The organism is Acetobacter sp. A11-2, from assembly GCF_040208445.1.
GTDB classification, from domain to species: domain Bacteria; phylum Pseudomonadota; class Alphaproteobacteria; order Acetobacterales; family Acetobacteraceae; genus Acetobacter; species Acetobacter oryzoeni.
Genome location: NZ_CP157843.1, coordinates 393,593 through 411,885 on the forward strand (window position 1 = coordinate 393,593; position 18,293 = coordinate 411,885).

At 49.4% G+C, this 18,293-nt stretch carries 13 protein-coding genes, 1 tRNA gene and 3 pseudogenes; 9 read left to right on the forward strand and 8 right to left on the reverse strand.

The features are described from left to right. Positions 1-57 precede the first annotated feature (57 nt). Together rpmA and rplU are read right to left on the reverse strand one after the other, a co-directional pair. Positions 58-327: a 50S ribosomal protein L27 gene (gene rpmA / locus ABNV41_RS01890; RefSeq protein ID WP_050818283.1), complete on the reverse strand. Its 270-nt coding sequence runs from the start codon at positions 325-327 to the stop codon at positions 58-60. 46 nt (positions 328-373) lie between these two features. After that, the gene (gene rplU, locus ABNV41_RS01895; protein ID WP_003623027.1) at positions 374-688 is read right to left on the reverse strand and encodes a 50S ribosomal protein L21; all 315 of its coding nucleotides are present in this window, start codon (positions 686-688) and stop codon (positions 374-376) included. 219 nt (positions 689-907) lie between these two features. On the opposite strand from rplU, the gene ABNV41_RS01900 reads away from it, so the two are divergent. Beyond that, positions 908-997 (forward strand) — tRNA-Ser (locus tag ABNV41_RS01900). Between the two features lie 722 nt (positions 998-1,719). Here ABNV41_RS01900 and ABNV41_RS01905 read toward each other — a convergent pair. Then, positions 1,720-3,480, reverse strand: a complete 1,761-nt coding sequence (locus tag ABNV41_RS01905) for a glycosyltransferase family 2 protein (RefSeq protein WP_087651880.1) — start codon at positions 3,478-3,480, stop codon at positions 1,720-1,722. 216 nt (positions 3,481-3,696) lie between these two features. Between ABNV41_RS01905 and ABNV41_RS01910 the strand changes: the two genes are divergently transcribed. Beyond that, positions 3,697-4,947, forward strand: a complete 1,251-nt coding sequence (locus tag ABNV41_RS01910; protein WP_349934885.1) for an IS701-like element IS1452 family transposase — start codon at positions 3,697-3,699, stop codon at positions 4,945-4,947. A gap of 360 nt (positions 4,948-5,307) precedes the next feature. On the opposite strand, the pseudogene ABNV41_RS01915 reads toward ABNV41_RS01910, so the two are convergent. Then, a pseudogene (locus ABNV41_RS01915) lies at positions 5,308-5,517 on the reverse strand (transposase); the annotation flags it as partial. A 101-nt stretch (positions 5,518-5,618) separates the two neighbouring features. On the opposite strand from ABNV41_RS01915, the gene tnpA reads away from it, so the two are divergent. The 3 genes from tnpA to tnpC all read left to right on the forward strand — a co-directional run bounded on the left by tnpA (position 5,619) and on the right by tnpC (position 7,996). Further along, the gene (tnpA, locus tag ABNV41_RS01920) at positions 5,619-5,978 is read left to right on the forward strand and encodes an IS66-like element accessory protein TnpA (RefSeq protein ID WP_007400224.1); all 360 of its coding nucleotides are present in this window, start codon (positions 5,619-5,621) and stop codon (positions 5,976-5,978) included. Then, on the forward strand, positions 5,975-6,322 hold the full coding sequence (gene tnpB, locus ABNV41_RS01925; protein WP_010510701.1) for an IS66 family insertion sequence element accessory protein TnpB: 348 nt from the start codon (positions 5,975-5,977) through the stop codon (positions 6,320-6,322). Before tnpA ends, tnpB begins: the two co-directional genes overlap by 4 nt. Before the next feature lie 63 nt (positions 6,323-6,385). Beyond that, complete coding sequence (gene tnpC / locus ABNV41_RS01930; RefSeq protein ID WP_349934886.1) at positions 6,386-7,996, forward strand: IS66 family transposase; 1,611 nt, start codon at positions 6,386-6,388, stop codon at positions 7,994-7,996. A gap of 22 nt (positions 7,997-8,018) precedes the next feature. Here the strand turns inward: tnpC and ABNV41_RS01935 are convergent. Then, a pseudogene (locus tag ABNV41_RS01935) lies at positions 8,019-8,572 on the reverse strand (IS5 family transposase); the annotation flags it as partial. A 187-nt stretch (positions 8,573-8,759) separates the two neighbouring features. Between ABNV41_RS01935 and ABNV41_RS01940 the strand changes: the two are divergent. After that, entirely contained in the window at positions 8,760-9,935 is a 1,176-nt protein-coding gene (locus ABNV41_RS01940; RefSeq protein WP_349934887.1) for a glycosyltransferase family 2 protein, read from the forward strand. A gap of 3 nt (positions 9,936-9,938) precedes the next feature. After that, positions 9,939-11,426, forward strand: a complete 1,488-nt coding sequence (locus ABNV41_RS01945) for a glycosyltransferase (RefSeq protein WP_349934888.1) — start codon at positions 9,939-9,941, stop codon at positions 11,424-11,426. On the opposite strand, the gene ABNV41_RS01950 is transcribed toward ABNV41_RS01945, so the two are convergent. Then, the gene (locus tag ABNV41_RS01950) at positions 11,421-12,635 is read right to left on the reverse strand and encodes a hypothetical protein (RefSeq protein ID WP_087651884.1); all 1,215 of its coding nucleotides are present in this window, start codon (positions 12,633-12,635) and stop codon (positions 11,421-11,423) included. The two genes, ABNV41_RS01945 and ABNV41_RS01950, sit on opposite strands and share 6 nt — an antisense overlap. 359 nt (positions 12,636-12,994) lie before the next feature. Continuing rightward, positions 12,995-14,653 carry a phosphoglucomutase (alpha-D-glucose-1,6-bisphosphate-dependent) gene (gene pgm / locus ABNV41_RS01955; protein ID WP_087651885.1) on the reverse strand — a complete coding sequence of 553 codons (1,659 nt, stop codon included), beginning with the start codon at positions 14,651-14,653 and terminating at the stop codon, positions 12,995-12,997. Between the two features lie 660 nt (positions 14,654-15,313). Between pgm and ABNV41_RS01960 the strand changes: the two genes are divergently transcribed. Together ABNV41_RS01960 and ABNV41_RS01965 are read left to right on the forward strand one after the other, a co-directional pair. Further along, entirely contained in the window at positions 15,314-16,186 is an 873-nt protein-coding gene (locus ABNV41_RS01960; RefSeq protein WP_349934889.1) for a hypothetical protein, read from the forward strand. 21 nt (positions 16,187-16,207) lie between these two features. Next, positions 16,208-16,770, forward strand: a pseudogene (locus ABNV41_RS01965) (IS5 family transposase); the annotation flags it as partial. Positions 16,771-17,051: 281 nt separating this feature from the next. Here ABNV41_RS01965 and ABNV41_RS01970 read toward each other — a convergent pair. Continuing rightward, positions 17,052-18,074, reverse strand: a complete 1,023-nt coding sequence (locus ABNV41_RS01970; protein WP_087652277.1) for an IS110 family transposase — start codon at positions 18,072-18,074, stop codon at positions 17,052-17,054. Between the last annotated feature and the right edge of the window lie 219 nt (positions 18,075-18,293).

An 18,293-nucleotide genomic window follows, 5' to 3' on the forward strand; every position in this document is an offset into this window, starting at 1 on the left:
GGCCCCTGTTTCTGCTCCGGCCACACGGGAAAACGTGCGGTGGAAAAACCGAACTGCTTATTCAGCAGCGGCAGGCAGCGCATCCACAGAAACGTGTACGCGGCCTTCTGCACGGCGTTCGAAGCGAACATTGCCGTTAATCAGTGCAAACAGAGTGTGGTCTTTGCCAACACCAACGTTTACGCCGGCTTTCACCTTCGTGCCACGCTGGCGCACGATGATGTTGCCAGCAACAACCTGCTCGCCACCAAATTTCTTGACGCCAAGGCGGCGTCCGGCGCTATCGCGCCCGTTACGGGATGAACCGCCAGCTTTTTTTTGTGCCATGACCTAAGTCCTCCGTGGTCTTAACCAGTCTGAATCCCTAATGGGTTCAGGCTGCGTTGATTTCCTGAATGCGCAGAACGGTAACCGGCTGGCGGTGACCATTTTTACGGCGGCTGTTCTGCCGACGGCGCTTCTTGAAGATGATGACCTTCTTGAGGCGGTCCTGAGCGATAACGGTTGCCGTTACCTTTGCGCCAGCCACGGTGGGGGCGCCAATCTGGGTGCTGCCTTCGCCGCCAACGGCCAGAACTTCATCAAATGTAACGGTTGCGCCGGCTTCAACTTCCAGCTTTTCAACCTTCAGCACCATGTTGGGCTCAACCCGGTACTGCTTGCCGCCGGTGCGGATAACTGCGTACATAAACTGTCTCTTCCGATCTCTGGATTCTCGCGGCACCATTTAGATACAGGCGAAAATTCTGGTCGCTTTTTCTTCTTTGGCTGCACAATGCGCGCAGCATGGTTCCATCTGTGTGGATTAGGGCGGCTTTTTAAGCGGTGAGGGTAGGGCTCGTCAATAGAAATATAGGGTTCATGCCTTGCATGGGCTATAAAAGCGTGTCTATAAGCCCGCGATATAGGAGAGATGCCGGAGCGGTCGAACGGGGCGGTCTCGAAAACCGTTGTGCGCGCAAGCGTACCGAGGGTTCGAATCCCTCTCTCTCCGCCAGTAAATTAAAAATCACCAAATAAATTAGTATTTTGTGGCGTAGTATTTAGATGCGTCCATTATCCGTTCTACCTTAATGATATCTGGTCTTTTGCTGCGTTGAGAGTCTGTCTTCAAGCCAGGTCGGAGCATTTCTACCGACAAAACATCACATACACCCGCTTAGTGGCTGACGCAGGATAATGGTCCGTTTCAACGCCGAAGATCCAATACCCAGATCCTGAGCAATACGCTCACGCGACAGACCGCTGCTCAAAGCTAAACGCACTGCCTCGTGTCCGAACTCAAGTTCGTTATCTGATTCTGCATTAAAGTTGTCTATGCCGATCAGAAATTACAAATGGAAGTGTTCATCCGCACGGTTGGTATCTCGCAGGCTACATGAGAATTGGGTGCGCCAATATCTCTACAATATGTGCTGCTTTCTGCTCTTGGAGCAGATCAGCGCTATCGCATGGCCCTTCAGAGTAGGGAACTGCCCGCTGCTGCTCCAGCGCATGATTAAAATGCCTCACATAGAAACCGAAATCATCTGTTAAAGTGTCAAAAATCAGCCAATTAATGAAGAAGCATCACAAATATGGCGCTATAAGCACGCAAATAATCTATTGCTCACCAATAATAGAGATCATTTAGGAAATATGATTGAAATTATCCCTTTCTTTGCAATTATTTAATGATAATATTGCAAGAAAGGGATAATAAAAAATTAATTTAACGGACTATTTATTTTGATTTGAAGTAAAAACCTTTCTCCAAAAGCCTTCACTTGTTAAATGCGTTAATGATTTCTGATATTCAGTTTTGGTTGACTGAAATTTGCGACAAAAAGCAAAAGAAACTTTTCCCCAATCGCGTAAATTTTTGAAAAACTTTTTCTTATTATATTCAGCAATATAGCCTGTGTGATCAGGCGTTATATATAAAATGCGCTTATATCGAAAAACACGACGGAATACAGCATGGAAGTTCTTAGACTCCACTAGTGTTTTGTTTTTCATTAAGAAATTTGGAAGAAAGAACCCGTTTAATGTGAGTATTCTGCAAAAACGGCGTTTTCTACTTTCGTGCAAACCCCGTCCATATTCGGCATCTTTGGGAATGTGTATAGGTTCACATTTCTCGCCTGGTGCAATCTGAGACAAATGCTTGCGCACATTTGCCATATCGACATTGTTTTCCCAGAAAGATGGCCCTTTAAGTACATCTCGAACCGCTTCAATGAAAGCTTGTGCGCCGCTGTAATTGTAGGACATGTCTGAAGTTATCACGCACCCGAACGATGTGCGTAACATTTTCCATTTACTGGTATTCGTACCTATTATCAGGCACATTAAATGTGCACGTAAACTAAGGTAACGATTGATAGGGCTTTCTTTGATGCCAAAGTCATCAGCCCAGCCGCCAATTCCGTTGAGTGTCATGATATTAAAATGGTTTGTAAGACCAAATAACATATCATCCCCACGCACGAAAAATGGGAAGGACAGGTGGGTAACGTCTTTTATGCGGAAAGCAAAATGCCACCAGCCTCCGTATGTTACGGGTTCAGGAGTTTCAGCAACAAGAAGATCGTGCACGTGGCGCATATCTAAGCCATGCTTCAGATTGACGACACCTGTGCCTGCAATACGTGCCCCTTTTTCATGAAGTCGAAAAGGCTCCGCTTCTCGTAGCATAGAACCTGCAACGGCGAGATTATCTACCTTTCCGTATTCCAGGATATGCAGCGTGCGGCGTATAGATTCCATCTCACACGAGGCATCATCATCCATAAAAAGACAATGCGTAAAGTTTTCGTCTTTTAGATAGAGTAATCCACGTGTAAAGCCGCCGGAGCCACCCAAATTTTTACTGGGAAGTAAAATAGCGTTTTCTTTTTCTGAATCTTCAATATTTTGCGAATTATCTACGACAATAAGTTCAATATGATCTTTATAATAAGGATCATTTAAAAGTTCGGTTGAAATGCGATGAATAGCCGGCAGAACATAATGTTTTCGATTGTAATGAGTAATAACAATACCTAGCCGCACTTTGTTGCGAGGTTTTGTTCGGGTGAAAAAATAGCCACCAGTAATTTCTGCATCCGTAAGTGCACGCACTTCTAGATATAGCATACCATCATGAACACGGTTCCAAAATGGCAGATCCATTTCATATGGCGTATCAGAGAGTTCTATATCGTTTTCATATAACCATTGGTCTGCTCTGTCTAAAACATGCAAACCAAGACGAATGCGTACTTTTCCCCGTCCTGTTAGAGAAAGGCCGAGATCATCAATTTGGCAATTTTCTTTCCACGGACGTATAGATAGGGAGTTGAAAAACGTATCAAAAATAGCTATCCCGTGCCTGACTAGCTCTATAGATTTCTTATTGAGTGAGGCATAGACTTTTTCTTCGTTCCCTCGAAAATACATATTTTCAGGGCATACTATATCGATGCTAGGGAACACGATTTGCTGAATTTTGTACATCATACCCTATATGTAAGTAAAGAAAAGATTTTTTTCACATACAACGCAATCAGCAAGGATACAAATATTATTTAAGATAAAAAACCAATGTTGTTTAGCTTTTTCTATTAAATTAGGCAATGAACTGTTTTAGTATAGATTGCATGTTTTCTTAGTCTAAAAAATCTGCGCTAACACTACAGTTGCATTTTGCATTGAGTTCTGAATTTATGGGTAACCATGATCCAGGATATGATGAGTGGCGGTGCGTCTGTTGAAGAGACGCTAGAATTATGGGCGCACTCGCTTCGGTCCGCCAAGGATCGGATGGCGCCGCTGTTCACGCAAAAACGTGTCGTAGATTCGGCCTGTGCTTTTCTTGATGTTTTGATTGGCAATGAACCACGCAAGACGGGATGGATGCGAGCGGAAGCCGCAGGAGATCCTGGTCCATGGCGGCAGCAGGCGCTTCTGGGACGCGGGCACTGGGATGCCGATGCCCTTCGTGACGTCGTCAGGGATTATGTGATTGAGCATCTGGGCACTGAAGAGGGCGTGCTGGTCATTGATGAGACCGGTTTTCTGAAGAAGGGTCAGGCGTCCTGCGGTGTGGGGCGGCAGTATACGGGATCTGCCGGCAAGATCACGAACTGCCAGATTGGTGTGTTTGGCGCTTATGTTTCGGAACGGGGGCATGCCTTTATTGACCGCGCCCTGTATCTCCCGAAAGACTGGACATCAAAGCCTGAGCGTCTGAAGCGGGCCCACGTTCCCGATGACGTGGTGTTTGCAACCAAACCGGCGTTAGCCTCGATGATGATTGAGCGAAGTATTGAGGCCGGTGTGCCGTTCCGCTGGGTTGCAGCAGACAGCGTGTATGGCGTGGGCGACGTAGAACGCACGCTTCGCCGGGCAGGAATTGGATATGTGCTTGGGGTCAAGGGCAATCACTGGTTCGGATCATGGGCAACGGAACCGCTGATTGCCGGAGAGGCGAAAGATATTGCAGCAGGACTGCCAGACCAGGCCTGGCGTCGTCTGTCAGCGGGGCACGGCACAAAAGGTGAGCGACTTTATGACTGGGCGTATCTTCCGCTTGCTGATCTGGATGCTGAAGAATTTGACTGCCCTATAGCCGGACCATGGACACGTGGCCTGTTGATCCGCCGAAACATCGCTGACGGGGACCTTGCCTATTTTACGACCTGGAGCCCGAAAGGGACAACCACGCAGGAACTGGTGAACGTTGAAGGGACGCGCTGGAGGATCGAAGAAGGGTTCGAGACGGCCAAAAACGAATTTGGTCTTGATCATAACGAGACCCGCTCCTGGCATGGTTGGCATCGGCATGTCTCTCTGGTCATGCTGGCCTATGCCGTCATGGCCAGTGTCCGTTACCAGGCAAACTCACTGAAACCGAAAAAAACACAACTCAGAACACGACAGTCCTTGTCCGCTGGTCCATTCAGGAGATCAGGCGCCTCGTCGTAAAACTTGCACAACGCAGACTCCCCGTCTCTCACATCCTCAGATGGTCCGTCTTTCGACGAACGCATCAGGCCAGTGCTATCCGCGCTCACTCACGACACAAAATGCAACTGTAGTGCTAAAACAGCTTCCGGGTTTCGGGGTGGAGTGAATATAATAACGTAACATATCTCCCCGTATATTTCTTAATTATTATAAAAATGAGATCTATAAGAGTAATCTGCTCGCAAGATTTTACGTTCTTTATGGTCTTCTGACGTGTTTTGTAAGTTCAGTGTTATCGTGACAATAGCCCCGTCTACTCATCTAGTGTTCCAGGTTGTGCGGCCATTGAAGGTGGCGCAGCCATGTTACGGCGTGTCGTCAGTTAAGCAGGATGATGATTGAGGCGAACTGCACGGCTGCGAGGAAGGTCGATTTCAGTTTATCGTAGCGGGTTGCGATAGCGCGAAACTGCTTGAGTTTATTGAAGAACCTCTCAACAAGGTTCCGTTCGCGATAGAGAGAAAAATCGGTTTTCCGTCGTGTCGTTCTGTTGCGTTTTGGCGGGATGACCGGGGTAATCCCGCGCTGTATCGTAACCGGCCGTTTGAGGCCGCCTTATGATTGAGGATTGTGCCTGGTAAGTTACCGTCGTTAACGACGTCGTTATTGACGTCATTTGAGAGGTAAGAATGACCCAGGAAATCCTGATTGGCGTTGAACGCCGCCGCCGCTGGTCGGATGAACGGAAGCTGGCGATACTGGCTGAAGTTGGTGTGGATGGAGCAAGTGTATCGGATGTGGCACGTCGACATGACCTGACCCGCCAACATCTTTACCAATGGCGGACGTCATTCCGTCAAAGACTATCTTCCCCAGATCAGTCTGTGGCGTTTGTTCCTGTTGCTTCAGTGACGACACCTGCTGTGGCATCTGGCGGTGATCCTGACGAACTGGCCATAGTGCTGCGCAATGGCCGTAGTATCAGGGTGACGGGACATCCTGCCGAAGATCTTCTGGCCCGGGTCATCCGGATTGCGGAGACGGCATGATTGGCGTGGGCAACGGCGTGCGTGTCTATCTGGCCTGCGGGGTGACCGATATGCGCAAGGGCATATCGGGTCTGGCAGCACTGGCACAGGACGTGCTGCGTCAGAACCCGACATCAGGGGCGCTCTTTGCCTTTCGTGGTCGCCGTGGGGACAGGATCAAGCTTCTGATGTGGGACGGTCAGGGGTTCTGTCTTTATTACAAGGTGCTTGAGAAGGGACGTTTTCCATGGCCGTCTCCGGCAGAGGGCGTTGCACGCCTGACGACAGCACAGATGGCCATGCTGTGGGAAGGCATGGAGTGGAGACGCCCTTCCTGGTCTGCACCACCGTCTCGCGTGGCCTGATTTTTATGGCGTGAGAGTGCAGAACATTTTGAATTTTCTTAGGTTTTCTGCTATTTTTTCATAATGACGTCTGCACCTGCGGTCCTGCCTGATGATCCGGATACCCTGAGGGAAATGATTGTTTCCCTGCAGACCGAAGTGGCTCGGCTTTCTGCGTCAGCCCGTGCGTATGAAGCTCTTGTCCAGTCTCTCAAAATCCGGATCGCACGTCTTCAGAAACAGAAATTCGGGGCCAGTTCAGAAAAGATAGACCGTGAGATTGAACAACTCGAACTGCTCCTTGAAGATGTAAAAATCGCCATCGCGGCAGCCGATCCTTCTCCTGATATCAGGGAGCATGATGTCAGCGATGATGCAGTCTCTCCCCCACGGCAGCGTGGCAAACCAAAGGTTTCTGACACGACACCACGGGAGCGTATTGTTCTCGACCCAGGTGAGGCCTGTCCTGCCTGTGGCGGTCCCCTGCGTCTTGTAGGCGAAGATGTCACCGAAATACTGGACTTTATTGCGGCAAAACTGAAAGTTGTCGAAACGGCACGGCTGAAGAAATCCTGCCGTCACTGCGAAACACTGGTGCAGCCTGAAGCACCGTCGCGCCCTGTCCCACGGGGGATGGCTGGCACCGGGCTTTTAGCCCATATCCTGGTCTCGAAATTCGATGACCACATTCCGCTTTATCGTCAGAATGAGATCTTTGCCCGTCAGGGTGTGGACATTCCCCGTTCAACCCTGATCGACTGGTGTGGTCAGGCCGTTGCCGTTCTGCGTCCTCTGACAGATCTGATCCGTCAGGATGTCGTAAAGGCAGACCTGCTACATGCTGATGATACACCCATCCAGGTTCTTGACCCCCGTCTGCGTCAGGCTGGCAAACCCCGGGGCGTGAAGGAAGGGCGGATCTGGAGCTATCTGCGCGATCCCCGCCCATGGGGAGGGAGTGATCCGCCCGCCGTGGCCTACTGGTTCTCTCCCGATCGCAAGGGGATCAATCCCCAGACCCATCTGGCACAGTTCCGGGGCATTCTGCAGGCTGACGCCTACGCCGGGTTCAGGGATCTGTATAAACCAGACGCAACAGGAACCGTGCACGTGCGCGAAGCAGCCTGCTGGGCTCATCTCCGCCGGGCCTTCCATGATGTCTGGAAGGGCAGTGATTCGACAATCGCAAGGGAAGCACTTGAACAGATCGGAGAGCTCTACGATATCGAGCGCCAGATCACCGGACACCCGGCCCCGTATCGTCTGGCTGTCCGACAGGAACAAAGCCGCCCCCGTGTCACAGCATTCCACGCATGGTGCGAAACACAGCTTGCCCGTATCCCAGGCAAGGGGGAACTGGCAAAAGCAATCCGTTATGCGCTCAACCGGTGGACGGCCTTTACCCTGTTCCTCGAAGATGGTCGTGTCGCCATCGACAACAATCCTGCCGAACGCGCCATACGGCCCGTATGCGTGGGGCGAAAAAATTATCTCTTTGCCGGATCCGACACCGGGGGCGACAACATCGCTGATGCCATGACGCTTATCGAAAGCGCAAAACTCTCCCGGCTTAATCCGCACGATTACCTCGCCGACGTCCTGGCCCGTATCAACGAGCACAAGATCAACCGGCTCCACGAACTGTTGCCATGGAACTGGAAACCCGTGAATACACTGCACAGGCAGGCCGCATAATCAAGGCGGCCCAGAGCGGCCGGTTACGCTGTATCAGCCGATCGATCAACCTGTCCGCGTCATACGCCTTGTCAGCAAGGAAAGCATCCGGTTCGATGTTTTCCAGAAGTGGTTCTGCCTGGGTGATATCGGCATCCTGTCCCGGTGTGATGCCGAGTTCCACTGGATTGCCCAGAGCGTCGCAGATGGCATGGATCTTTGTAGTTAGCCCGCCTCGTGATCGTCCGATGGCCTGATCCGTGCCCCTTTTTTGAGAGCTCCGGCACTATGCTGATGCGCTCGGACAATTGTGCTGTCGATCATCATGTATTCGTTGTCGTAATCAGCGGCCAGATAACGAAATATCCGTTCGATGACGCCGCTTTCACACCAGCGGCGCAGACGCCGGTGCACGTTTTTCCAGTCACCGAAACGGGCAGGAAGGTCGCGCCATGGAATACCCGCGCGATAGCGATACAGCACCGCCTCCACGAACAGACGGTTATTCACCGCAGTGCCGCCGACATAGCCTTCTCGACCAGGAAGAAGATCCTTTATCCGCTCCCACTGGTCATCGCGTAAACTATAGCGCCGCATCTGTCTGTCTCCCCAAAAAATGGGAAAACAGTCAGCACACGCAGACACAAAGTACAACCCTCACGTGCCACTCTCAGGGCTTAACTGACGACACGCCGTAGTGGACTGGCAGTTTCTTTTTTTTCATCTGTATTCTTCGCGGTCAGAGTTTGCTTTATAATGCTCAACATGTTCGAGGAGAAAACGAGTGAGCATTATTTTTGAAGAAGACGGCGCCGAAAGCGTCGATCTTTCCATTATTGTTCCAATGTACAACACCGAAAAATATATTTGCGAAACATTGAACTCCCTTGTGTCATCGGATTTCCAGAATCTGGAAATCATCGTTGTGGATGATGGGAGCGAAGATAATTCTTTGCAGATTGCGGTAAACTGGTTCCAGCAGCGCAAACAGGCAGGGAAAGTTCTGTCTCATAAAAATCAGGGGCCTTCTGCATCCCGCAATGAAGGGATAAGGCTTGCGCGTGGAAAATATATCACGTTCTTTGATAGTGATGATATCTGCGTCGCCGCGACGTACAGAAAAATGCTTCATGTTCTGGACAGGAACCCGATTGATTTCGTTATTGCCAGAGGTGTTTCCTTTGATAACAACACACAGGCAGTTAGCGGCTTCCCAGATTCATACGTATGGGACAGCATTCTGCAGGGGCGTACAATCCATATCTCTACGCTGATGCAGGAACCCAGAATTGCCCGTCTGGAATCCAGTTCGGTATTGCGTATTTTTAAGCGTGAGTTTCTGATCAGCAATCAGCTGACATTCCCTGAAAAATTGTTTTTCGAAGATGCAGCCTTTCATGCCGCCTGTATGCTTCGTGCAAGGCGGGTTGCTCTCTTGGGTGAAACCCTGCTGTTCTATCGGGTTGGCAGGGAAGGGCAGACAACGGGTTCTTTCGGTAAGAAGCGTTTTAATATGCTGCGTATCCTTGATATTATCAGAGAGGACGTTGAGCAGAATGACGTGCCCGACAGCATTGGGGCCAACCTGATTGGTCTGCTCGTTAGAATGGTTGTGTGGTGCAGCGAGTTCTGTGCCTATGATGACAGACCAACTTTTATCCTAGATGCAGTGAAAAGGCTGAATGCCTTTCCCAAAATGTGGATACCACTCTACGCCAGCGATTATGCATACGATGACTGGGAGCGGGAACTCTGCGCCGCAATAACATCATGCGACTATGGAAAGCTGGCCAAGATTGCAGAAAATGTTCCTGAAGACAAAACTGATTTTAATAAAAATGAGGATGCATCATTAATTGGTGCAATATTGGATAACAAAAAAATGCACTCTATTTTTAAAAAAGCTAATCGACGCATAAAGAATATTACCCAATCTCTAAAAACCAGATCAGGTAATTAAGTCATGATTAAAGTTCCTTCCCTAAGCAAGATTGTCAATCAGATCAGAACTTCCCGTCTGATTGACGTAGAAATGCTGAACGATGATATCTGGCGTCTGGAAAATGCTTTTTTCGGCTCAGACTGGCGCCCTTATGCGCCGCAACCGGATATTTTGCTTATTGGTGCCCGATCTGGTCTGGAAATTGCGCTTGCGTTGTGGGCCAATACGGCTGTGCATGTTTATGTTGTTGAAAGCTGCGCATCTCATAGAGAAACTATTGAGAGCCTGTTCCCTGACAGAGTGCATTGTTTTGCCAGTGTTCACGAGTTTCTGGCTAGTAAGAAAGGCATAAAACTCAGCGGCGTGCGGGTGGATGTCGCCTATTTCGACGCCGATGAGGTAACTGCCGTTCTGGAAAACACAGATGTCCAGCACATCTGCTGTGAAATGAATGAAGACCAGCAGGATCCTCTGGCGCTATATCGGTTTTGTCAGAGCCATGTGGACAGTTTTTATTTATATATGTTCAACGGGCGATATGGCACTGCGGGCAGGCGCATGGATCCCAGCATTCCCGAAGTCTCTGTTGTGGTGGCGGCGTATGGGGTGGAAGCTTACCTGGACGAATGTATTCAGTCCCTCGTTTCACAGACCATGAAAAACCTTGAGATCATTATCGTTGATGATGGCTCGAAAGATCGCACAGGTATTCTGGCAGATGAATGGCAGAAGCGTTTTCCTCAAAACGTAAGAGTTATACACAAGGAGAATGGTGGCTGCGCATCTGCGCGTAATGCGGGGCTTTTGGCCGCCAGAGGTGAATATGTTGCCTTTGTGGATGGAGATGACTGGGTTGAACCACCCATGTATGAAGATCTTTATCGTGCGGCAGCCTTGCGTAACGCAGAGATCGGACAGTGCGGTTTTTATGAGTTCTACAGGAAAGATAAAAAAATACTGCACCCGACCGCCTATGGTGCAGATGGTCCAAATGGCACGACCGGCCTGGTGATTGATCCGCAGGATTATCTGACCCTGATGCCTTCAATCTGGCGGCGGATATATAAAAGATCATATCTCAAACAGTATGGTATCCAATTTCCTGCGCATATTCGTCGGCATGATGATCTGCCATTCGCTTTCCTGACCATTTCCAGAGCAAGACGCATCAGCGTAATTCCCGACTGTTATTATGCTTATCGCCTCAACCGTCCGGGGCAGGATGTTTCTGCGACCGATAGACGGATGTTCATTCATTTCGAGATTTTCTCTTGGCTCTACAGTCAGGTTCGTCCGTGGGCGTCCGCCAGAATCATGGAGCAGATGAAACGGGTTGAAATCGGCACTCATGCATGGATATTGAGCCGTCTGGATCAGCCTTTGCGTCTTGAGTATCTGCAAACTGCACTAGCAGGCATTGAGAAACGATATAATGGTTACGATGTTGGGTTTAACTGGAAAGCCCATCTCCAGAAAGCAGCAGAGAATAAAGAGGCTATTGAGTCATAACCCAAGAACGTAATTCATTATTTTCAGGATAGTTTCCTGGTTTTCAGGGGGCTTTGCACGAATGTTTTCCATATTTGTGCAAAGCCCTTTTTTTCTTTCTATAAATGCAGACTTCTTTTCTGGAATGACAGCAATGCTGCCTTTGGAAATCTCTTTGATAGCTTGTGGAATATTCAGATCATCAGCTTTCATGACAGGCCATAGGCTGCCCATTGCCGTAATACCCGCATGTTTGATCTTATAGTAATCATTCTCATACAGAGCTACGCCACCAATTCCCATCATCGCATAGAAAAAGTGGACATGATATCTTGATGTGAAAACAAAACTATCAGGGTGATATGGCAACCCTTTTTCCAACATGGAAAATGTGGAGACAAATTCTACATATATTCCATATCGGTAAGATTTTTCCAGAAAGCTGCGATCTAACTGGTGAATGTCTTCTGGAGCTGCTTCAAATATGAGAATTTTTCCAAAACCGGCTTTTTTCATGGCCGTTAGTGCTTCATCGGTAAAAAAACCACCAATGACACTTAATCCTGAAAAAAGATGATTCTGTAAGGATAAACCGATAAATGGCTGGCTGTAATGAAAGCTATAAACAGATTCATCGCCCGCAAAATAGAGAATAGCATCGTCTCCGGTACAGGTGGGAGATCCTGATACTTCTTCCGAATACGGCTCTCTTGTATCTATTTTTTCGAGACTTCCGAATAGTGTCCTAAGCTCATTGTGTTCAGTTTGTAAGGCGGGAAGCAGCCCTTGGCCTGTTGCAATAACGGGAACTTTCAGTTTCCAACCGGCAAAACGGGCCAGTCCCAAAAGTGCATAATTTATGGGCCAGAGAGCATTAATATACCCTCCACCAACAAAATGTATGGATTCTATATTGGTTTCTTCAAAAGGCTTTAGAACCAGATCAATATCCTCAAAGGTTATGCTTCCTTTGTTGGAGTAGATGGTTTTTAGGTCAGTCAAAGCCTGCCAGATACTCAGATGCAGAGGGGCGGACTGAACATCGCTACCCAGATCAAAGGTCAGGCAAGGGTTTCTGAAACCATCGCAGATCAAACGGCCTTCAAACTGTGTCCGATAATAAAGTGTCCATATCTTCAGGATAGCTTCGTCCCCAAAATTGGGGCCACCAATAGCTCCAATGAGATATCTCTCAGTATCCACGTTTTCGCCTTTGGTTTTTGCAAACATTCTTTTCATCTTCTAACAGGCTGTTTCAAAAGTGTCTAAATTATCCAAAAACGTGTGTCGTACTTAAAGGTTTCTGTAAGTTTTTGCTTACGTGAAGGCAGGAATGTTACCCGCTGCACAGGGAGCGGCTGATGTGCCGGATGGGATTGAAGGCGTTATGCGTGGCAAGGATGTCAGAACCTTCTGGCCTGATCTGCAACGCCCGTGTCCATAAGATCTGGCGTAGTGCCAGTTCTATGAGCCAGATATGCCGCCGCCTCGTTCGTAGGGTAGGGCATTCAGGGGCGCGGTGGTCCACGCTCCTGAATAATCTTTCTGGCAAACTGATGATTTGAGGACGGCCTCTAAACTCAGTCAGTCTACTTTTTAGCAGCCGTAGTAAACAGAGCCGAAATTGCATTTTGCGCTTCGGTCTGAATGGTTTTGAGGTGTGCTTCGCTCTTGAAGCTTTCTGCGTAGATTTTATAGACGTTTTCAGTGCCTGATGGACGGGCAGCAAACCAGCCATCCTTGGTCGAAACTTTTAGGCCGCCAATAGCCGCCCCATTGCCGGGAGCGTTCGTTAGAGTGCTGATGATTGGTTCACCCGCCAGTTCGGTCATGCCAATTTGCTCAGGAGACAGGTTTTTCAGGATAGCCTTCTGCTCAGGATCGGCTGGCGCATCAATACGCGCGTAATATGGTGTGCCGAGGCGTTTGGTCATATCCTCATATGCAGCACCGGGGTTGCGCTTGGTGCGGGCTGTCATTTCGGTTGCCAATAGGCCGAGGATGATGCCGTCCTTGTCTGTGCTCCATACTGTGCCATCGCGGCGCAGGAAGGATGCGCCTGCACTTTCTTCTCCACCAAAGCCTAGCGTGCCGTGGTACAGACCATCCACAAACCATTTGAACCCAACAGGAACTTCTACCAGTTTGCGGTCAATTTCCTTGGCCACACGGTCAATCATGCTGCTGCTTACCACCGTCTTGCCCACGCCTGCATTGGCGTTCCAGTTTTCGCGGTTGCTGAACAGGTATTCAATCGCGACAGCCAGATAGTGGTTGGGGTTCATGAGCCCGTATTTGCCTGATACAATACCGTGGCGGTCTGCATCCGTGTCATTCGCAAAGGCGATGTCGAACTTGTCCTTCATTTCAACCAGACGCGCCATGGCGTAGGGGGAGGAGCAATCCATGCGGATTTTTCCATCCCAGTCAGCGGTCATGAAACGGAAAGTCGGGTCTACTTCCTTGCTGACGATCGTGGCGTTGATACCGTATTTATCAATAATCGGCTGCCAATAATCCACTGCGGCGCCCCCTAGCGGGTCAATGCCGATAGAGATGCCGGATTCACGGATAACATCCATATCCACTACAGATGCCAGATCATCCACATATGGCGTAATATAGTCATGGCGCTTTGTGGTAGGTGCCTTTAACGCATCTTCAAGGCTGACGCGCTTTACGCCTTCCATGTTCTTGGCCATGTAGGCGTTGGCTGCGGCTTCTACTACCTTGGTAATATCGGTATCCGCTGGGCCACCATGGGGAGGATTGTACTTATAGCCGCCATCTTCAGGGGGGTTGTGCGATGGTGTAATCACTACGCCATCGGCCAGATCGCTGCTACGGTTGCGGTTATAGGTCAGGATTGCGTGTGAGATGACAGGCGTGGGAGTGTAGCCGTCCTGCGCATCAATGCGAACTTCCACACCATTGGCCGCAAATACTTCCAGCGCAGATTTCAGCGCAGGACGAGAGAGGGCATGAGTATCAATGCCGATGAACAGCGGCCCGGTAATACCTGCATTTTTGCGGTAGTCGGCAATTGCCTGACTGATCGACAAAATGTGGTTTTCGTTAAAGCTGGTGCTCAGCGAGGATCCACGATGCCCCGATGTGCCAAATGCCACGCGCTGCGTTGCAATGGCAGGATCGGGCTTGCGGGTATAATAGGCATCCAGCAGGGTATCTATATTAACTAGGCGGGCTGGATCGACCGGCTTGCCGGCAAATGGGCTTATGCTGGGCATTGAGTGCTCCCAAAATACGATACGAATAAAGTATATATTCTATAAATTCTTACAGGTGGATACAGGCAGCGTCCACCCGCAAACTATTCCTGCATGGCAGAGCCAGATTACGCGGAGAAAAGGAAGGTCTCAGGCTGGAATATTTGTGTCCGAAGTATGGCAGAGATATTGGAATATATGAGGGTTTATTGATTGTTATTACATAAAAACAAACAAAACATCATCAGGGTGATATAATTTCAATATTAAAATCAAATTCTTAAATATAGTGTGCCGTTATGTGTGCAATATTTTTCACCCGGTTTGTGTTTTGCATGAGTATCTTTTTATTCATTATCTTAATAAAAATTACAAAAAATATAAAACAAATTCTATTAATTTATGTAATGATTTTATGGTTTATATATTTTAAATTATTGATAACAATATAATTTTCATGATTTACAAATGAATTGAATACATAGTGAGAATGTAAAATAATACATCTCATTTTTCGGATAAGTGATCTGATATGTTCAGAGAGTTCTGGAAAAATTTCAACAAATGTGATGAATGTTCTTCCACGATTAACATAACAAAACATAATCAGATTCTGTTCGCCATTTTAAAACATAATTAACGATATCTGATTATGAAGAAGTATTCGAATAAGGAGTGGTCGTGGTGGCAGATAGTAATGTTTTGTCAAATGTTGTTGTTGGAAGTGGTGAAACAAGCACATTTATGAACGGAACTATTGTAGGTTTAACTGTTCAAAATGGTGGTTCCTTTACCAACCTTGCTACGGTGTTAAATGTAACGGATCAAGGTTCGTTTGAGAATTTTGGTTCGGCACAAAATGCTGTTGTTGAAAGTGGCGGCAGCTTTCAGAATACAGCCACCGTTACAAGTGTGACTGTGCAAGGCAGTGGTGGATTCTATAATTACGGTAAAGCCAATAATGTTTCTGCCCAGTCTGGCGCAATATTTGAAAATAGATACGGCAGTATTTCATCTTTGTCGGTGCAAAGTGGAGCCGATGTTGATTTTATGGGAGGGGCAGGAAGCTCGGTTACAGTTGATTCAGGCGGATCTGTAGGGGCGGAACAATCTGCCAGCCTTACAACTGTAACAATGACAGCGGGCGGAAGCCTGGAAGTTTCAGATGGTGCTTCTGCAACGGATGTTACGATTACAGGGGATGCCGAAAATACTCTCGTTGTTGGTGATAAGGGTTATGTTTCTGGCGTAAATGTTTCAGGGAATACGCCGCAAACCAGTACTGCATCCGAAATTCACGATGTTATTGTGAACTCAGGCGGTGTTGCCGATGATGTAACAGTTTATCATGACCATATGGTGGTGAATGATGGTGGCCTGGCATCCGGTGTCACCCTGAATAATGCTGGCATTACCGTACAGAGCAATGGTGTTGTTTCTGCTGTGACCGTAACGAGCCAAGGCTCGAACTACGCAAATGGCGCATTTATTGATGGCGGCGTATCGTATGATGCGATCGTAAATAATAATGGTTTAGGGCCTGTTAGATCTTGAATTTCTTCCCATATTGTAGGGATGGAAGAAGGAGACAGAACAGGCACCTTTACGGACGAGACATGGGCGATCTGGGAACCTCTGATTGAGGAGGTTCGCCCGAGGGGCAAGACGCCGCCACATGATCTGCGGCGGACGATAGCAGCGATTTTCTGACGTCATGAGAATGGCGCGAAATGGCGGAGTATCCCCGCTGAACTGGGTCCGTGGTGGCGGGCTGCGCAGCTTTTCATCCGCTGGGCGAAGCTCGGCGTATGGGAGCGGCTGCTCGCACTGGTTCAGGAACAACAGGGAGTGGCATTCGGAATGACTTTTCTGGATGGCACGAACATCAGGGCTCACCACAAAGCGGCGGGAGCCCAAAAAAAGGGGCCTCTTTCGAAGAGCGAGACCATCGTGAAGCACTTGGCCGCTCTCGCGGCGGCTATGGCACAAAAGTCTGCGTGATCGCTGATGGACATGGAAAAGCCTTCGGTTTTGCGCTGGCCCCTGGACAGGCTCATGAACTGCCTCTGGCACCAGCCATGCTCGACAGCCTTCCCGCCACTCCCCTGTGGGTAGTAGCGGACAAGGGCTACGCGTCGACGCGGATTTCTTCTGTGGTTACCGTCCGTTATGCAAGAGTTTTCTGACCAATATTGACGTGTGATCGTGTGCGGTCTTCTGTAAGGCCTGTTGATGTGGCCTTTCAGAAGCCACTGGCCGGTATGGTGATCAGCGGATCAGATCCAAATCTCACAGGCGTGCTTTAAAGCACAGAGAAATCCACTGGTTTTTCCGATCCGGATCAAACGATCATGCGCCCATTCAGGTCATCGCCCTCTCACACCCCTACCGGTTCCATCCGCGGGAGCCGAGCCATCGCTCAGGCTGCCAGGGACAGGGCCGGATCCCGATAATCCTCCTGTTTTGTTGCCATGGCCCAGATGGCTCGTGCCATCCTGTTGGCCAGCGCAATGGCTACCAGCATACGGGGCTTGCGGGCCAGCATCCGTGCCAGCCAGCTTCCCGGTGCAGGGGCCTTACGGCTGGCCCAGTTCACCTGGGTCATGGCGCCCATGATGAGAAGCCTGCGGATATCAGCCTGCCCGGCTTTTGATATCTTCCCCAGCCTTTCCTTTCCGCCAGATGAGAACTGACGGGGCACCAGCCCCAGCCACGCAGCAAAGTCGCGCCCGCGCCGGAAGCTCTGCAGGTCAGGCGCAAAAGCTTCAATCGCAAGAGCGGTCAGAGGACCCACTCCAGGCATGCTCTGCAATCTGCAGGTGTTTTCACTTTCCTGGGCAAGCATCCTGATCTTCTTTGTTCTGACATCAATCCGCACACTCTGCTCCGAAATCTGTCGCAGCAGATCAAGGCATTCCTGCTTCACAGCCTCTGGCAGAACCGCCTCATCCAACATGGCTTCAATGTGTCTGATATGCGCAATCCCCTGTGGCACGACGAGACCGAATTCATACAGAACGGCACGCAGGGCATTCACCAGTTCCGTGCGCTGGTGCACCAGACGCTGCCGGGCCCGGAAAAGAACGCCACGCGCCTGCTGCGCTTCAGTGCGTGGTTCGACAAAGCGCATTTCCGGCTGCCGGGCCGCAATGACGATCGCTTCCGCATCAGCAGCATCGTTCTTCTGGCGCTTCACGAAAGGCTTCACATACTGCGGAGCGATCAGTCTGACCTCGTGACCAGCTCCTGCCAGTTCGCGAGCCCAGTAATGCGCGCTCCCGCACGCTTCAAGAACGACCAGAGCAGGCGGCTGCGTGGCCATGAACTGCATAAACTGCTGACGACGCAGCTTTTTGCGAAACATCACCTCGCCCGCACGCGAAGCTCCATGAACCTGGAAAATGTTCTTTGCCAGATCAACGCCTATCACTGTATCCTTCATCTGCCGTCCTTTCGCGCAGTCGTTTCTTTCAACGACCATTCTGGCACATTGCGATGCCGTGCGGGGAGGACGGCAACCACCCCATCTCACACTTGAGGCAATTTCGGGTCATTTTGTAGAATTCAGTCATCCCACAGGAGCCCGATCTGGAATATTGACGATATTCTGCTTCTGGCGGCGGGTTCTGAACGCAGTGAGGGTGTCACGGCCTGAGAAGGC